The sequence below is a fragment of the Devosia ginsengisoli genome, from assembly GCF_024707105.1.
In the GTDB taxonomy this organism is placed as follows: Bacteria; Pseudomonadota; Alphaproteobacteria; order Rhizobiales; family Devosiaceae; genus Devosia; species Devosia ginsengisoli_A.
This window is the reverse complement of sequence record NZ_JANQAJ010000013.1, coordinates 380,510-395,818: the sequence shown is the minus strand read 5'-3', so window position 1 is coordinate 395,818 and position 15,309 is coordinate 380,510. Positions and strand designations below refer to the sequence as shown.

Annotated in this window: 15 protein-coding genes and 2 pseudogenes; 8 read left to right on the top strand and 9 right to left on the bottom strand. The window is 65.0% G+C overall.

Annotated elements, in window-relative coordinates; translation table 11 throughout:
* Positions 1–102: 102 nt before the first annotated feature.
* On the top strand, positions 103–474 hold the full coding sequence (locus tag NVV79_RS22040; RefSeq protein ID WP_303994232.1) for a DoxX family protein: 372 nt from the start codon (positions 103–105) through the stop codon (positions 472–474).
* A gap of 21 nt (positions 475–495) precedes the next feature.
* Here NVV79_RS22040 and NVV79_RS22035 read toward each other — a convergent pair whose 3' ends face one another.
* On the bottom strand, positions 496–1,260 hold the full coding sequence (locus NVV79_RS22035) for a hypothetical protein (protein ID WP_303994231.1): 765 nt from the start codon (positions 1,258–1,260) through the stop codon (positions 496–498).
* Positions 1,261–1,461: 201 nt separating this feature from the next.
* On the opposite strand from NVV79_RS22035, the gene NVV79_RS22030 reads away from it, so the two are divergent.
* From NVV79_RS22030 to NVV79_RS22720, 6 genes and pseudogenes are all read left to right on the top strand, one after another.
* Positions 1,462–2,424, top strand: coding sequence for an AraC family transcriptional regulator (locus NVV79_RS22030; protein WP_303994228.1), 963 nt, complete (start codon positions 1,462–1,464; stop codon positions 2,422–2,424).
* Between the two features lie 204 nt (positions 2,425–2,628).
* Positions 2,629–3,558, top strand: a complete 930-nt coding sequence (locus tag NVV79_RS22025) for a helix-turn-helix transcriptional regulator (protein WP_303994225.1) — start codon at positions 2,629–2,631, stop codon at positions 3,556–3,558.
* Positions 3,559–3,689: 131 nt separating this feature from the next.
* Positions 3,690–4,697: pseudogene (locus tag NVV79_RS22730) on the top strand (hypothetical protein); the annotation flags it as partial.
* 341 nt (positions 4,698–5,038) lie between these two features.
* Positions 5,039–5,809, top strand: coding sequence for an autotransporter outer membrane beta-barrel domain-containing protein (locus tag NVV79_RS22015; protein WP_369684756.1), 771 nt, complete (start codon positions 5,039–5,041; stop codon positions 5,807–5,809).
* A 258-nt stretch (positions 5,810–6,067) separates the two neighbouring features.
* Positions 6,068–6,979: pseudogene (locus NVV79_RS22725) on the top strand (hypothetical protein); the annotation flags it as partial.
* Between the two features lie 457 nt (positions 6,980–7,436).
* Positions 7,437–8,237 carry an autotransporter outer membrane beta-barrel domain-containing protein gene (locus NVV79_RS22720; protein WP_369684757.1) on the top strand — a complete coding sequence of 267 codons (801 nt, stop codon included), beginning with the start codon at positions 7,437–7,439 and terminating at the stop codon, positions 8,235–8,237.
* 596 nt (positions 8,238–8,833) lie between these two features.
* On the opposite strand, the gene NVV79_RS22005 is transcribed toward NVV79_RS22720, so the two are convergent.
* From NVV79_RS22005 to NVV79_RS21975, 7 genes are all read right to left on the bottom strand, one after another.
* Positions 8,834–9,205, bottom strand: coding sequence for a hypothetical protein (locus tag NVV79_RS22005; RefSeq protein WP_303994217.1), 372 nt, complete (start codon positions 9,203–9,205; stop codon positions 8,834–8,836).
* A gap of 155 nt (positions 9,206–9,360) precedes the next feature.
* Positions 9,361–9,999 carry an SH3 domain-containing protein gene (locus NVV79_RS22000; protein ID WP_303994214.1) on the bottom strand — a complete coding sequence of 213 codons (639 nt, stop codon included), beginning with the start codon at positions 9,997–9,999 and terminating at the stop codon, positions 9,361–9,363.
* A gap of 374 nt (positions 10,000–10,373) precedes the next feature.
* Positions 10,374–10,949 carry an SH3 domain-containing protein gene (locus tag NVV79_RS21995; RefSeq protein WP_303994212.1) on the bottom strand — a complete coding sequence of 192 codons (576 nt, stop codon included), beginning with the start codon at positions 10,947–10,949 and terminating at the stop codon, positions 10,374–10,376.
* A gap of 118 nt (positions 10,950–11,067) precedes the next feature.
* Positions 11,068–11,733: an SH3 domain-containing protein gene (locus NVV79_RS21990; protein ID WP_303994210.1), complete on the bottom strand. Its 666-nt coding sequence runs from the start codon at positions 11,731–11,733 to the stop codon at positions 11,068–11,070.
* Positions 11,734–11,868: 135 nt separating this feature from the next.
* Entirely contained in the window at positions 11,869–12,510 is a 642-nt protein-coding gene (locus tag NVV79_RS21985) for a peptidase inhibitor family I36 protein (protein ID WP_303994209.1), read from the bottom strand.
* A 100-nt stretch (positions 12,511–12,610) separates the two neighbouring features.
* Positions 12,611–12,997: an acyl-CoA thioesterase gene (locus NVV79_RS21980; RefSeq protein WP_303994206.1), complete on the bottom strand. Its 387-nt coding sequence runs from the start codon at positions 12,995–12,997 to the stop codon at positions 12,611–12,613.
* A gap of 2 nt (positions 12,998–12,999) precedes the next feature.
* Positions 13,000–13,593: a thymidine kinase gene (locus NVV79_RS21975; RefSeq protein ID WP_303994203.1), complete on the bottom strand. Its 594-nt coding sequence runs from the start codon at positions 13,591–13,593 to the stop codon at positions 13,000–13,002.
* A gap of 324 nt (positions 13,594–13,917) precedes the next feature.
* Between NVV79_RS21975 and NVV79_RS21970 the strand changes: the two genes are divergently transcribed.
* A complete protein-coding gene (locus NVV79_RS21970; RefSeq protein WP_303994199.1) occupies positions 13,918–14,298 on the top strand; it encodes a hypothetical protein in 381 nt (126 codons plus the stop codon).
* Between the two features lie 4 nt (positions 14,299–14,302).
* Here the strand turns inward: NVV79_RS21970 and NVV79_RS21965 are convergent, their stop codons facing one another.
* The gene (locus NVV79_RS21965; RefSeq protein ID WP_303994197.1) at positions 14,303–15,208 is read right to left on the bottom strand and encodes a DMT family transporter; all 906 of its coding nucleotides are present in this window, start codon (positions 15,206–15,208) and stop codon (positions 14,303–14,305) included.
* Positions 15,209–15,309: the final 101 nt, after the last annotated feature.

Sequence of the window (15,309 nt, the reverse complement as noted above, 5' to 3'; positions counted from 1 at the left end):
TATACTTGCCGACATAAATGTCGAGGGCGCGTCGAAAGCCGGGGCGGTGCTTCGTCGTCAGGGCATGGGGTGCCGAAGGGGCGCCCATTCGGGAGATGAAAAATGAAGATTGCAGGTTGGGTCCTGAGCGGACTGATCGGGCTGTTTCTGGCCATTGCGTCGGCCGCGCCGAAATTCATGGGGATCGAGGCGGCGACCGATGCCATGGCGGTCGTGGGGTGGCCGGTGAAATATCTGGTGCTGATCGGCTGTATCGAGGTGGGATGCGTGATCCTGTTCCTCATTCCGCGGACGGCGCTGCTGGGCGCCGTGTTGACCACCGGGCTGCTGGGCGGTTCGCTGGCGGCCAATCTGCGCGTCGACAATCCGCTGTTCAGCCATACGCTGTTTTCTATCTATCTCGGCATGGCCGTGTGGGTGGCGCTGTGGCTGCGCGAGGAAAAGGTGCGCAGCGTGTTTCCCCTGGTGAAGTAGCTCAGGCGAGGCGGCCGGGGGCTAAAGCGAGTCGCGATCTTTCAGATTCGCTCCGTTCGCTTTAGCCTTTTGCTTCGACGCATGTCTTTGTCCCGAAACCGGGGCCACTTTCGGGAGACATGCTTTAGTGGCGAACCAGATCGTGTGGCGCGCACCCCGGCCGCTCCTGGTGGCGCGGACGCCGATTTCCTCGACCGTCATGCCGGATTGTTTCAGGCGTTTGGTGAATTTCGCATCGGGCGCGGAGGACCAGACGGCAAGGTGCCCGCCCGATGTCAGGGCGGCTTTGGCGGTGGCGAGGCCGGCGGTGCTGTAGAGCCGGTCATTGGCCGGTCGCGACAGGCCATCCGGGCCATTATCGACATCGAGCAGGATGGCATCGAACGGCTTGCCTGACGTGATGGCGGTGGCGACATCGCCCTGGTGCAGCGTTACGCTGTCATCGTCGAGGCTGGTGCCGTGGATGGCATTGAGCGGACCGCGTGCCCAGGCGACGACTTCGGGCACCAGTTCGGCGACGACGATTTCGCTGCCGGCGGGGAAGCTCTGCAGCGCCGCGCGGAGCGTGAAACCCATGCCCAGCCCGCCGATCAGAATGCGCGGTTTGGCCCTTCCGGCGAGGCGGGCGGCCGACAGGGTGGCCAATTGCTCTTCGGAGCCGCTGAGGCGGCTGTTCATCAGTTCTGTCGTGCCGGACATGATGGAGAATTCGGCGCCGCGCTGCATCAGCCTGAGCACGCCGCCGCCCGGCATGGTGGCTTCATCGAGCTTGACCCAGGGCAGCATGGTGGACTCCTCTATTCTCCGCGTCCGGGGTGTGGGCCAAATGGCGGCGGTATGCAAGTTTCCGATCCCGAGGCGGGCGGTTGGGCCGTCGGGCATAAGGATGGGCCGGCAAGCATAAGAAAAGCCGGCTCCGGCAGGCGCCTGGTACTGCAACTGACAAAGAAGTTTGTATATTGTCCCTGTTCTTTGGTGGGGCGGGGCATGCAGAACTGGCTGTTTTCCAGCGAACATAGCGCGTGGGCGCACGATTTCGACGCGCGTGAGCGTGCGGATTTCCGACGCGGAGCGGTGCCGGCCTATCTGGAAGAGACACCTATATTTCCGGGCATCTGGCTCTATCGGGGCGAGGCAGAGGGGGGCAGCCGCTTCAACATGGAGGTGGAGGCAGGCCGGGATACGCAGGGGCGGATCATCCTGGGCAGCATGCTGAGCGGGAGCGGCGTGATGGCGCTGGAAGGCTGCGACGAGCAGACCTGGCGCGAGGAAGGAAGGGCCTATCTGCTGTCGCCGACCGAGCGGCGCATGCGGTATGACATCATTGCCGAAGACGGCTGGCGCACCATTGCGCTGCGGCTGGAAACGGAGGCGCTGGACCTGCTGGGCAGCGATGGCCGTCTGCCCGATGTGGTGCGCAACGTGCTGGAAGGGCGGGTGGACGACCTGGCCGATGTGGCCGCGATTTCGGGGCCATTGCGGGCCATCAGCCACATGCTGCTGCGCATGCCCTATGACCGATCGATGCGGGTGCTGTTCCGGCAGGCCAAGGTGCTCGAGTTGCTGGCGCATCTGTTCGACCGGTTCGAGGTGGACGACGATCGCGGCGCGCTGACGTCCAAGGAACTGGCGCGGGTGCGCCGCGCGCGCGAGCGCCTGCTGGAAGACCTGCGCGAGCCGCCGGACCTGGAGACACTGGCGCTGGATGTGGGCCTGACGCCCAAGCGGCTCAATCGCGGCTTCCGCGGCCTCTATGGCACGACGGTGTTCAACTATCTGCGCGATGCCAGGCTTGACGCCGCGCGGGCGGCGCTGGAGGGCGGCACGCCGCTCTCGCTCAAGCAACTGGCCTGGGAGCTGGGCTATGGGCAGGTGACCAATTTCGCCACCGCCTTCCGCCGCCGCTTCGGCGTGGCGCCGGGAGCCTATCGGGCACAAGCCGCCGAATAGCGGCGCGCATTATGCGCAACGGCGATCGTTATGCGCGAGGGGTCGCCGGGTTGTCCCGCCGGGGCGAAGCAGCGAAGTGGGAGGGCTCCAATTGCATAGCGTGGAGCCCCGCAAATCAACAGGAATTCAGTAAACTGGAATGCCAGCCGGCCGTATCCGGTCGGCAGCAGGAGAGAGTGGTCCTTTGCCAGCGCACGAAAAGGCGTGGTCCGCGGCTTCGACGGCGCCGGGCGTATCACGGTCGCCGATGCCGCCCTCAGCATCTTCATGGAACATGCCATCATACAGGACGGCATTTCCATGTTTGCCGGCGGAGGAAGTTCGCCGAGCGGATACAGCCTTTCCCCGACCGGTGAAATGCCATCGCGCAACCTGGTGATCGGGTGCCTGCTGGGTGGGGCCGGCAGTATCGTGGCCGAGGGCAACGAGACGCAGGACTGGCGGCTGCCGGGGCAGATGTATGCGGTGAGCTTGTCGGAGCGCCAGTTGCGCTACGATATCAGCGGGCAGGCCGACTATCGCTCGGTGGCCGTGATGCTGACGCCGGACGCGCTCGAACAGATGGCCAGTGACGATGGCGTGCCGGAGCTGGTGGCACGCGTGCTGGAGGGGCGGGCCGAGCCGATCTCGCTGATGCGGGCCATGTCGGCGGGGGCGCTGCGGGCGGCGCAGGAGCTGATGACCCCGATCTATCAGGGGCGGATGGGCGCGCTCTACCAGCGGGCCAAGACGCTGGAACTGATTGCCCACCAGATGGATGTGCTGGCGGAGGAGCCGATCGCGCCGGGGGAACTCAGTGCGCGCGAACTCATTCGCGTGCGGGAAGCGCGGGAACGGCTGCTGGCCGACCTGGCCGCGCCGCCGGACCTGGTGGCGCTGGCACGGTCGGTGGGGCTTGCGCCCAAGCGGCTCAACCTGGGTTTCCGGCAGCTCTTCGGAACGACGGTGTTCAGCTACCTGCTGGAAGCGCGGCTGATCGCGGCGCGGCGGATGCTGGAAGAGGGGCTCGACATTCCGCTCAAGCAACTGGCCTGGATGATGGGCTATCGCCAGCCGTCGAATTTCATCACCGCCTTCCGGCGGCGGTTCGGCGTGTCGCCGGGGATCTACCGGCGCGACCTGGAGGATAGCTGAGCGGCGGTTTTGCGCGAGGGCATTGGTTATGAGCAGCGGTCCACTGCGTTGAGGGCGCGAGCAGAGTCACCTAGTTGGCAGGACCGGCTTCCGTGAAAGGGGCCGGTCTTTTGCCTTTTCGGGAGATAGCGATGGCGGTTGTTGCGCGTGGAACTCTGGCGAGCAGGGGCCGAAATGGCCGGGCGATGCTGGCCGGCATGTTGCTGGGAACGACGGTATTGATGCTGGTGCCAAGGCAGGCATTCGGGCAGTTGATCGATCCGGAAATCCTGGGCCTGCCGCGCGTGGAGGAAGTCGTTGGGCTCAGCGCCGATGGACGAATGGCGCTGATGAGCAGGTGGAATGGCGGGATTTATGAGAGCTATCACTGGAACGGAGAGCGATATGTCCGGCTCGACGGGCCGGAAACGCATCGCAGCGTCAACAGCCGCGTGCTCTCGGGCAATGGTGAGGTCGCCGTTGGCGCTGTCAGGGAAGGCATGGGCGTTATACGCGCATTTCGCTGGACGGAAGCCGATGGCGTTAGGGATATCGGAACGCTGGCGGCGGCGGCATCCTCCACGGCCGAGGCTTATGGCGTATCCCATGACGGCAATGTCGTGGTCGGATGGTCCCTAAACGACAGCAATGGGGTTCGCGCCTTTGCCTGGATCAAGGACAGCGATCAGGGGGTGGGGCATAACCAGGAGATGTATGAGCTCAGCGGTGTCGCTGGCTTCAACATAACCTATGCTAATGCTGTTTCGGCCGATGGCCAGTTTGCAGTGGGCGACAGCAATAACGGTACGGAGGGGACCGCAACCCGCTGGGATTTGAGCCGGCTGGCGGAGATGGGCAGCGCGGGCATCGAGGACCTCGGCACGCTGGGCGGCAACCTGGCCTCCGGCCAGGCGGTATCGGCCGATGGCAGCGTGGTCGTCGGGCATTCGAGACTGGAAGACAATGTTTCGGTTCGCGCCTTCCGCTGGGTCGAAGGCAGTGTGGGCGGCGCTGCTGGCAATGAAGAGATGCATGATCTCGGGGTGCTGGGCGACGATACCTACAGTTCGGCCAAGGCCGTTTCCGCCGACGGCAGCGTCGTCGTGGGAATGTCGCGGGACAGCGCCTTGCAATCGACCGCTTTCCGCTGGGAAGAGGAAAGCGGGATGATCTCGGTGGCCGACTGGCTGGCCGCCAACGGCGTGCAAGCAGGGAGCAATCAGCTCACGACGGCGCTTTCCGTATCCGGCGATGGCGGGGTTGTCGGCGGATCGATGACCAATGCCGCGGGCGAGAAACGGGGTTACATCGCCCGGATCGACGGGGATTTGCCCGGCGGCCTGATGGATGTCGAGGAATATCACTCGACGCTGTTCGCTTCCGCAGGGATTGCGAATGCCGGCGAATATCTGAGCTGGCTGCCGATGAATGGGGCGCATCACCGGCCGTTGATGATGACGCCGAACCTGAGTGGCGACATGTGCGCCTGGGCCACGGGGATATGGCCCATCATGGCGGCACATCCACGGGCATGGGGCTGGCCGAGGCGGGTGCCTGCATCGACCTGGCGGGCGGCTCGGTGCGGCTGGGGACGGCGGTCGGTATCAGCCGCTCGTGGCAGGACCTGGCGCTGGGCGGGTCGGCGCGCATGGCGGGCCAGTACATGCTGGGCGAGGCCGACTGGCAGCCCGACGGCACGCCGCTGCTGTTCTCGCTGACCGGCATGCTGGGCGGCTGGCAGGCCGATATCGACCGGGCCTATTCCAATGGTGCTGCGACGGCGATGTCGAGCGGGCAGACCAATGCCTTTGGCGGCGTGGTGCGCGTGCGGGCGGACTGGCTGGAAGCGGGGCAGCTCGGCAATACCAGCTTCAATCCCTATGCCTCCATCGGGTTCGGCCATGTGCATGTGGATGGTTATGCGGAAACCGGCGGGCCGTTCCCGGCCAAGTTCGACGCGCAGAACCTGTCGAGTGCCGATATCCGTCTCGGCCTGACGGCGGTGACGGAATTTTCCGACCAGACCAGGCTGAGCACCACATTCGAGGTGGCGCATCGGACGGGTACGGCCGCGGCGGCGAAGGGGACGGTGGATGGGCTGTTCGCCTTCAATATCGGTGGCGGCAGCTATGGGCAGACCTGGCTGCGGGCCGGCCTCGAACTCGACCATAAGGTGACCGAGGATCTGGCACTGTCGACTTCGGTGCATGTGGCCAGCAATGGCCGCGATCCCAGTGTCGCGGGCTCGGTGGGCCTCAAGGCGGCGTTCTAGGCGCGCCACGACCGGCTGATACGGACGCCACGGGCGGTCCGCTCGAGTTCCGGTCGGTTTCCCCTGCATTCCCAAAACGCAGAACCGACCGGTGGCGCCCCCTGAATCAGGGTGGCGCCTTTGTTTTGGCCGCATGGGAATTATGCGCGGCAGCAATGATTATGCCCCAAGGGCATATGCGTTGAACCTTTGGCGTCCGTCTCCTAGTTCGCAATCCCTGCCCCTTCCGGGGCCGATTTTGCGTTTCAGGAGAGGGACATGGCAACACGATCGTTCGGCACGGCTTCACGCAGGCGCGGGGGATGGCGGCTGGCGGGCATGGCGATGCTGCTGGGCACGACGGCCATCGTCACCATGCCAAAGGCCGAAGCTGCGGGCGAAATCCTCGACCCGTCGCGGCCGGACCTCGGCTACCACTATTACGACATTCCGGCGCTCAGCGCCGATGGCAGCATTTTCGTCGGGAATGTTACAGACGCGGTCAACCACATCGATACCGGCTATTATCAGGAGCCCGGCGGCGTGACGAGCCTGCCCGGTTTCGGGACCGGTACGTCGCGCATCTACGGGATGAGCGGGGATGCCCGCTGGGTGGTGGGGTATTCGCAGAACCTGGCCGGTTACAACCGGGCCTTCCTGTGGGACGCGCCGAATGGCGTGCCGATCGACCTGGGTCTGCTCTATCCCAGTATTCCCAATGCACATATGGCAGCGCGTGACGTTTCCGGTGACGGCACGCGGGTGGTCGGCTCCTATATCCGCCCGGGCATGACGCGCGCCTGGGCCTGGATCAAGGACGCGACCACCGGCGAGGTGGACAATGTGGAAATGTACCGGCTCGACGGGCTGGACGACGCCAATAACTGGGCCGCCTGGACGATTTCGGACAATGGCCGCTATGCCGCCGGCTATAGCGATGGGAACGCGACCGCTTCGCGGGCGGTGCGCTGGGATCTGTCGGGGCTGGAGGCAGGCGATCCGGGCGCCAGGCTTCCGCTCGATCTCGGCTCGTTCACCGGGATCGACAGCGGTTCCTCCGCCGCGCTCGATATTTCCGCGGATGGGCGGATCGTTGTCGGCTCCGCTGCCGATGCGGATGGCATCGACCGGGCGTTCCGCTGGGTGGAAGGAGCCACGGGCGGCGTGGCAGGCAATGCGCAGATGTATGATCTGGGTACGCTGGTGCCCGCGCGCTCCGATGCGGAAAGCGAGGCCAGGGCCGTATCGCGCGATGGCGCCTATGTCGTGGGCTGGAGCAGTGCGGGGGAGGTCGGGAGCGAGGGCACGCTGGCCTTCCGCTGGACCGAAGAAACCGGCATGGAATCGCTGCATGACTGGCTGGGGCGGCACGGGGTTACGCTCGCAGACGGACAGGTGCTGACCGACGCCACGGCGGTTTCCGACAATGGTCGGGTCATTGCCGGGCTCATGAGCAACTCTGACCCATCGTCGGGCGCCTTTATCGCCCGCGTCACCGGCGATGGCCCGGGCGGGCTGATGGATGTGGCGGAATACCAGCGCTCACTGTTTTCCACGACGCAGATTGCCAGTGCCGGCGAGTTCCTGACCTGGCTGCCGATGAACGGGGCGCATCACCGGCCGCTGATGCAGCAGGGGCGGTTGGAGGATGGCCATTGCATGTGGGCCACGGGCGATTTCGGCCTACATGGGGAAAGCGGCACCGGGCTGGCACTGGCGGAAGCCGGTGGCTGTGTCGATCTGCTGGGCGGCACTGTCAAGGCAGGGCTGGGCGTGGGCACCAGCGGCTCCTGGCAGTCGCTGGCGCTGGGGTGGGTCGAGCCGGCTCAACGGGCAATATGTGATCGGCGAGGTGGACTGGCAGCCGGATGGCACGCCGCTGCTGCTGTCGGTGACCGGCATGCTGGGCGGCTGGAATGCCGAACTCCATCGTGGCTACAGCAATGGCGCGGCGACGGTCTATTCGAACGGCAAGACGGGCCTCGGCGCAGGCGTGATCCGGTTGCGGGCGGACTGGCTGGAAGCGGCGCAGATCGGCAATACGACGATCAATCCCTGGGCGTCGGTGGCGCTCGGGCGGCAGCATATCTCCGCCTTTACCGAAACGGGCGGCCCGTTCCCGGCGCATTTCGATGCGCAGACGCTTGGCATGGCCGAGATGCGACTGGGCGTGGCGGCGATGACCGAATTTTCGACGCAGACCATGCTGACCACCAGTTTCGAGGTGGTGCATCGCAGCGGCGACGCGCCGGCGGCCAAGGGCAATGTGATCGGCCTGTTCGATTTCAGCCTGGGTGGGGGCACGCGGAGCGCCACCTGGCTGCGCGCCGGACTCGAACTGGATCACCAGATTGCCGACAACCTGGCGCTGTCAGGCTCGGTGCATGCCGCAACCAATGGCCGCGATCCGTCGATCTCCGGATCGGTCGGGCTCAAGCTGACTTTCTAAGAGTAAAGAACATGAACTTTTTCAAGAAGACGATCGTGGCTTTCGCCATGCTGGCGGGTTTTGCCGTGCCGGTCGTGGCGCTCGATACGAACCGCGTGGGTACCGTGGTGACGATCATGGAGAAAATCTCCGAGGAAAGCGGCGAGGACATCTACTACGGCGCGGGCGATGTGTTCCTGGAGCTCGATTATAACGGCTATATCGCCGCCGCCGGGTTCGGCGAGGCGGACTGGGTCGCTACGTTTGACGAGGTGGTGACCGGCTATATGGCGACCATTCCGCAGGATGAGTTCGACGCGATGTTCCGCGACGTGGTCGCCATGCTCGAAGCATCGGCGCTGAGCGACGAGCAGAAGGCCGAATTGCGCCAGGACATGGTGCTGCATATTGCCGAGGCGCAGCGGGCGCGGGAAAGCGGCATGGTGCATGCGCAGGCGGTGCGGCCCTTTGCCGACCGGCTGTATCCGATGTTTTTCGGGGAGTAGCCCCGCCGACCTCCTCCCGGAGTTGGCAGCGTCAGTCCTGCATTCCCAGCAAAGATGCTGCCAGACAGAGCGCCGTCCATCAGGACGGCGCTCGACGTATTTTGGAACCTGCTAGCGGGCCGGGGTCCACACCACCCAGGCGAAAAGCAGGACGCCGGCAAAGGTGATGAGCGAGCCGGCGGCGACCAGCGGCTCGAGGGCGGTGTTGCCCTGCAGCAGCAGGTAGAGCGAGGCGGCCATCAGCACGACGCCGATGACATAGACGAAGTACTGGATCATCGGCAGGCGGCCGGATGCCTTGGCCGGGTTCAGGGCGTAATAGCCGCCGAACACGGCAGACGTGACCCAGCCGAGCAGGTTGATATGGGCGTGGGCGCCGATGACATTGTGGTTCTGGCTGATCGACATGTGGATGCCGATGGCAATGCCCACGATCAGGAACAGGATGGCCGTGCGAAAATAGTATTCGGATATGCGTGGCATAGTTGTTGTCTCCCCCAAAGCTGCCCTCCGGCGTCTCCTCACAGACTCGGGTCAGCGGGGGTATGGTAGGACGGAGTTTTGATGAAATCCATCGGTCCGCAACAACAATGCAGCGCCACCCCGCGGGGTGGCGCTGGTCGTTCCGAGCGGGGCGGTCAGAGCGCCTGGAAGCTCGAAATGGCGTTGTCGTAGGTGCCGAGCGAGCTCTTGGAGGTGGTGATGGTGGTGCACATGCCGCCATACCAGTTGTTCTTGCAGACGGTGACCTGGGCGCCGCCCTCGATGCTGATCGAGGAGATGGCGTTGTTCCAACTGCCGGCCAGGGTGGGATTGCTGTCGCCGGGGCTGACGCAGAACTGGCTGCCGCTGAAATTGGTGCTCTTGAAGAAGCAGACCTTGGGTGCGGCGGGGGCCGGCGGGGCGGGCAGCGGCGCATCGCCGATGCCGAAGGAAAAGGCCGGGCCGCCGGGGCCGACGGTAACGCCGAAATTGAACGGAATATCGGGCTTGGACGGGCCGGGCGCCGGCTGGGCGGCGGCAGGCTTGAGATAATTGGCCGAGACCCAGCCATCGGTGCCGGCATTGCGATCGACGAAGCACCAGGAGCCCTGGCAGTCGAGGACATCGACCAGTTCGCCGGGGCTGAGCGTGCCGACCTTGGCATGGGAGGTGCCGGGCCCGGTGCGGACATTGACCGCGCCGGTGGCGACGCCGGGCTGAGCAAAGGCGGCGGCAGTCGACAGCAGGACGACGGCGGCGGCGGAAGACATAGCAGTGATGTGCTTGATGTTCATTTCGAAAGACCCTCGTTTGACTTGCAGGGGCGTGAAATGCCGCCTGTTTCCGAGGGCGAATGAACAATATTGGCGCTGAACTGCCGCTGAATGGGGTGTTTAGCGAGGGTGGTCAGAATGGGCGGGCAGGGCCGTGGAAAGATGAATGAGGCATGGTGGGTGGCTACACCCGGCCCTTCGATCCTCTAGGTTTTGGGTTTTGCCTTCTCCCCTTGTGGGAGAAGGTGCCCGAAGGGCGGATGAGGGGGCGCTGAGCTGTCCGCTGGCATTGAAGCATGGGAGGGCGCAGCCCCCTCACCCGGTTTTCCGCTGAACGCGGAAAACCACCCTCTCCCACGAGGGGAGAGGGGAGGCCCGGCTCATGGTGGCCCGCCTCAATACACCCGGATCGAGCTCAGGGCGCGGCGGAGGTAGGGGGCGAGGGTCGGCTGGGAGGCGATGATGCGTTCGCAATAGGACTGGAAGCCACGGTCGCGGCAGGCGGCGGCCGAGACATTGCCATCGACCCTGACGGAGGCGAAGCTGTTGTCGAGGCCGAGCAGAGCCAGATCGTGGATGACGCGGCCGGGGCCGACGCAGAGTTCGGCGCCGGTGAAGTTGGTGCCCCGGTAGAAGCAGACCATGCCGGGGCCACCGGCGGGATAGTCCGGATTGACGCCGCCGGGCCAGTCGGCCGAGGTGAGGCCGAAGACCACGGATTGCTTGCCGGTCCAGCCGCGACCGCCGAGGCCATCGACGGCGCACCAGAGTTTCTGGCAGCGCAGCACCTTGATCTGCTGGTCGGCGGCGATTTCGCCGGTCACGGCATAGGCCAGGCCCGGCCCCTCGCGCAGGATGAGCGTATCGCTGCTCCAGGCATGGGTGCCGGTTTCCGAGGCGGCAAAGGCGGGCGCCATGGCCAGTAGCATGATGCCGGCAAGGGCCGTCAGGAAGCGGGTAACATGGCGCATGGCTGAATCCCGGATGCTCTCGATGGCGCCAGCGTAGCGCGGCAGGCGGTCCGCTCCAAGGGGCAAAACGAAAAGGGCGCGGCCGAAGCCGCGCCCTGCTGCGAACAGCGTTCGCTGACTAGCGCACGCGGATCGAAGCGACGTAGTCGTCGAAATCGCCCAGCGACGAGGCGCTGGTGGTGTAGGTGCGGCAGTTGCGATAGCTGCTTTCCGAGCAGACCTGGACCTGCAGACCACCGCGATTTTCGATGGAGGAAATGCGGTCCGTCCAATCGCCCAGGTTGCGGATGCTGTCGCCCGATTCCATGCAGAAGCTGGTGCCGCGGAAGCTGGTGCGGTCAAAGAAGCAGACTTCGTCATAGACCGGCTGGATGACCGGCGGACGCGGCGGACGGATGACCGGCGGCTGGGGCTGGTTGCCGACGCCGATGCTGATCTGCGGGCCGTTGGGGCCGCCGATGGTGAAGCCGAAGGAAAGGCCGGGCTGGCTCGGATTGACCGGGCGGCCGCCGGCGCTCAGGTAGCTGGCGGAAACCCAGCCGTCCGGGCCGGGCTTGGTGACATAGCACCAGGAGCCCTGGCAGCGCTGCACATCGACCTGGGTGCCGCGGGTGGCGACATCGACCACGCCATAATTGGTTCCCGGGCCGGAGCGCACATTGACATTGCCGGTCACGACGCCGGGCGCTGCATAGGCAGCCGGCAGGAAGACGACGGCGGCGGTTGCGGCCACGGCGATGCCGGTGGCGATATTCAGCAACATCTTGCGAGTGTGGCGATTCATCTGTCTGAGCTCCTCTGTGCTGTTTGGCCGGCCCCGGAATGGGGCGACGCTTGGCGGCCGCTGACGCTTCAGCTTTTGATTGTTCAAGAAACGGAACCGGGAAGAAAGAGTTCCGGTGAATATTGGTTTGCCAGGTTAGTAAACGTCCAGTGACGATGCGCGGCGATCAAGCTCGGTGGGCAGGCGAGAGGCATTGCTGCGCAGGGTAACGCAGTAGCCCCGGTAACGCTCATCGCTGCAGAGATCGACACGGGCACCGCCAAAGACTTCGACCGAGCGGATCCTGTTGTCCCAGTTGTTCAGGCGGCTATAGGAATCGCCCTCATCAACGCAGAAGCTGGAACCGCGAAAATTGAGCTCGCTATAGAAGCAGGCTCCGGCTTCGTCGAAGACCGGCGGCTGCGGGCGCGGCGGCTGTGGCTGCGGCCAGGGCTGGGGCCAGGGCCAGCCCGGATTCGGCTGGGGTTGTGGCTGCGGCTGCGGCCGAGGGGGCTGCGGCTGAGGCTGAGGCTGAGGCGGGCTGACCGATTGGAGGACGACGTCGTTACGCTGCACCCAGCCGCTTAGACCGCCACCGGTAATCCGGCACCAGCCATCGCGCTGGCACTGGCCCTCGATGTTCTGTCCTGCCGGCAGGGTGCCGACGAGGGCGGAGCCGGCGCTGTTGCTCTGGTAGACCCTGGTCTGCTGGGTTGTCCGGCCAATATCGGCAAAGGCCGGGACGATGCTGGCCGCGACGATGGCGGCAATAGCGGCGACGAGCAGGCGGATTCTCATAAACGCACTCCAACGCGACCGGACCGGTCGATGGTAGCAACAAATCACGTACTGGCTGAACGCCGGCTGAACGAAATCGTTCAGCTTGCATCGGGCACGTTCAGGGATCGATGCGGCGTTTCTGACCGTCATCATCGAGGGCGACGTAGACAAAGCGGCCCTGGGTGACCTTGACGCGGTCGGCCAGGCGGTTGCGGCGGGCCCAGGCTTCCATGCCCACGGTGATGGAAGTGGTGCCGACGCGCTCGACCGTGGTGTAGATGCACAGGACATCGCCGACCTTGACCGGGGCGATGAAGGTCATGGCTTCGACCGCGACGGTGACGGTGCGGCCCTTGACGCGTTCATGGGCGGCGATGGAGCCGGCAATATCCATCTGGCTCAGCACCCAGCCGCCGAAAATATCGCCGGACGGATTGGTATCGGCCGGCATGGCAAGGGTGCGGATGGTGAGGGCGCCCTTGGGCTCGGCGTTGGCATTGTCCATGATCAGGGTCCTTTCACCGGCCAGCGGCCGACCGCTTCTTCCCAGTGCTTGCGGCACAGCGAGATATAGACCGATTTCTCGATCGAGACCTGCTCGCCAGCGGTGAGCACGCGGCCATCGGCGCTCTGGCGCACCACCATGGTCGCCTTGGCGCCGCATTCGCAGATGGTGCGAATTTCGCGCAGTGTATCGGCAATGGCCAGCAATTCCCGGCTGCCGGGGAAGAGATTGCCCTGGAAATCGGTGCGCAGGCCGAAGCACATGACGGGAATGCGCAGGCGGTCGCTGACGCGGGCAAGCTGCCAGACCTGGTCGGGCGTGAGGAACTGGGCTTCATCGACGAAGACGCAATCGACCTTGCCGGTTTCGGTCTCCTCGCGGATGGAATGGTAGAGATCGTCTTCGGCCGAATAGAGCGAAGCGGGTTCGGAAATACCGATGCGCGAGGCGATGAGGCCGATGCCGTTTTCGACGTAGAGCGAGGAGGTATAGAGCAGCGGCCGCATGCCGCGCTCGCGATAGTTATAGGCGGCCTGCAGCAGCAAGGTGGACTTGCCGGCATTCATCGCCGCGTAGGAGAAATAGAGCTTGGCCATGGCTCCGTTGTGCCGGAGCGGCCTGCCGGGCGCGAGTGCAAAGAGATATGCTCCACAAAAAAGAGGCCGCCCAGCGGGGCGGCCAGAATGCCGACTGGATCGGCAGGGAGAGTGGGGGTTGGCGGCCGCACTCTCCAAAAGGCCGGGCGCGACGTTGGGGACGTGGGGCGCGGCGGGTTCGGACCCATGGGGGATGGGCCGGGAACGGGGCAAGATTTAACGATCTTGTATGACGGGGACGTGACGCGATCGGTCAGATATCGTTCAGGAGCAGTTCAGCTTGGCTGGGGCAGGCTGGTTGTCCACAGCCTGGAGTATTTTGTGATGCGGAAACCTGTTCTCGTGCTTGGCGCATTGGCGATGCTGGCGCAGCCGGCACTGGCCTCTCCCGAGGGGATCTGGGAGATCGAGATGCGGGATTCCCGCTACAGCGTGGAGCTGTGCGGGGACGGCACGCAATTATGCGCTACGCTGATCTGGCTGGGGCGCGGCGCCGACAATGCGGAAAACCTGCCCTATCTCAATACGCTGCTGATCGACCATGCGCGGCAGGTGAAGCCCCATCAGTGGAAGGGTGACCTCAGCATTTACGGGCAGCGGGCCGGCGGCACCATCACCCAGGTCGGGGAGGACGAAATCGTCCTCAAGGGCTGCGTGGCCTTCGTGATCTGCAAGTCGTATCGGATGTATCGCTACACCGAATAGGTCCTCAGTTCGTCGTTCGCGCCACATGCGCCCGGCGCCTTTCCCAGAGCGGGGGCAGGGCTTCGACGGCGAGGATGGCGACGAAGATCAGCGTGGCGCCGGCATAGCCGATGGGCGGCAGGCGTTCGCCCAGGATCAGCGCACCGCCAATGGCCGCGAAAAGGCTTTCGGCCGAGAGGATGATGGCGGCATTGGCGGGCGGCACATATTGCTGGCCGATGGCCTGGAAGGTGAAGGCCACGGCGGTGGACAGAATGCCGGCATAGGCGATCTCGATCCAGCCGGCGGAAATACCCTCCCAGCTCGGGGTTTCGATGACGAAGGCCAGTGACAGCGCCGCCGCCCCAGCCACAAGGAAGCTGACCGCCGAGACGAAGATGGGCAGGCCCGTGGCGCGGGCGACATGGCCGAGCAGGATGACATGCATGGCCCAGAACACGGCGCTGACGGTGATGAGGCCGTCGCCTTGGGTGAAGCTGTCGAGCCCACCGCCATTGAGATAGTAGATGCCGACCAAAGCCAGCGGCACGCAGACGAAGATGATCGGATGGGGGCGGGTGCGGAACAGCAGGAAGCCCAGCACCGGCACGAAGAAGACGTAGAGCCCGGTGAGGAAGCCGCCATTGGTGGCCGTGGTGGTGGCCAGGCCCGCCTGTTGCAGCCAGGAGCCAATGAAGAAGACGAGACTCATGCCGGCAATGAAGCCCCAATGCACGCCGGTCAGCGGCGCGGTGCGGCGGCGGCGTTCCCAGAGAGCCAGCGGCAGGACGAGGAGGCCGCCGAGCAGATAGCGGACGCCGGCAAAGGTGAGCGGACCCATGGAATCCATGGCCGATTTCTGCGCGATGAAGGCAAAGCCCCAGAGCATGGTGCAGATCAGGAGCAGCAGGGCGGCGACGGGGCGGGACATGAGTTGGGGACTCGTTGTTGGCGAGATTTTTCAGTCGTCTCCCTCCCCCTTGTGGGGAGGGATCAAGGGTGGAGGTGTCGAGAGCGCCGCATGCGCTGGGT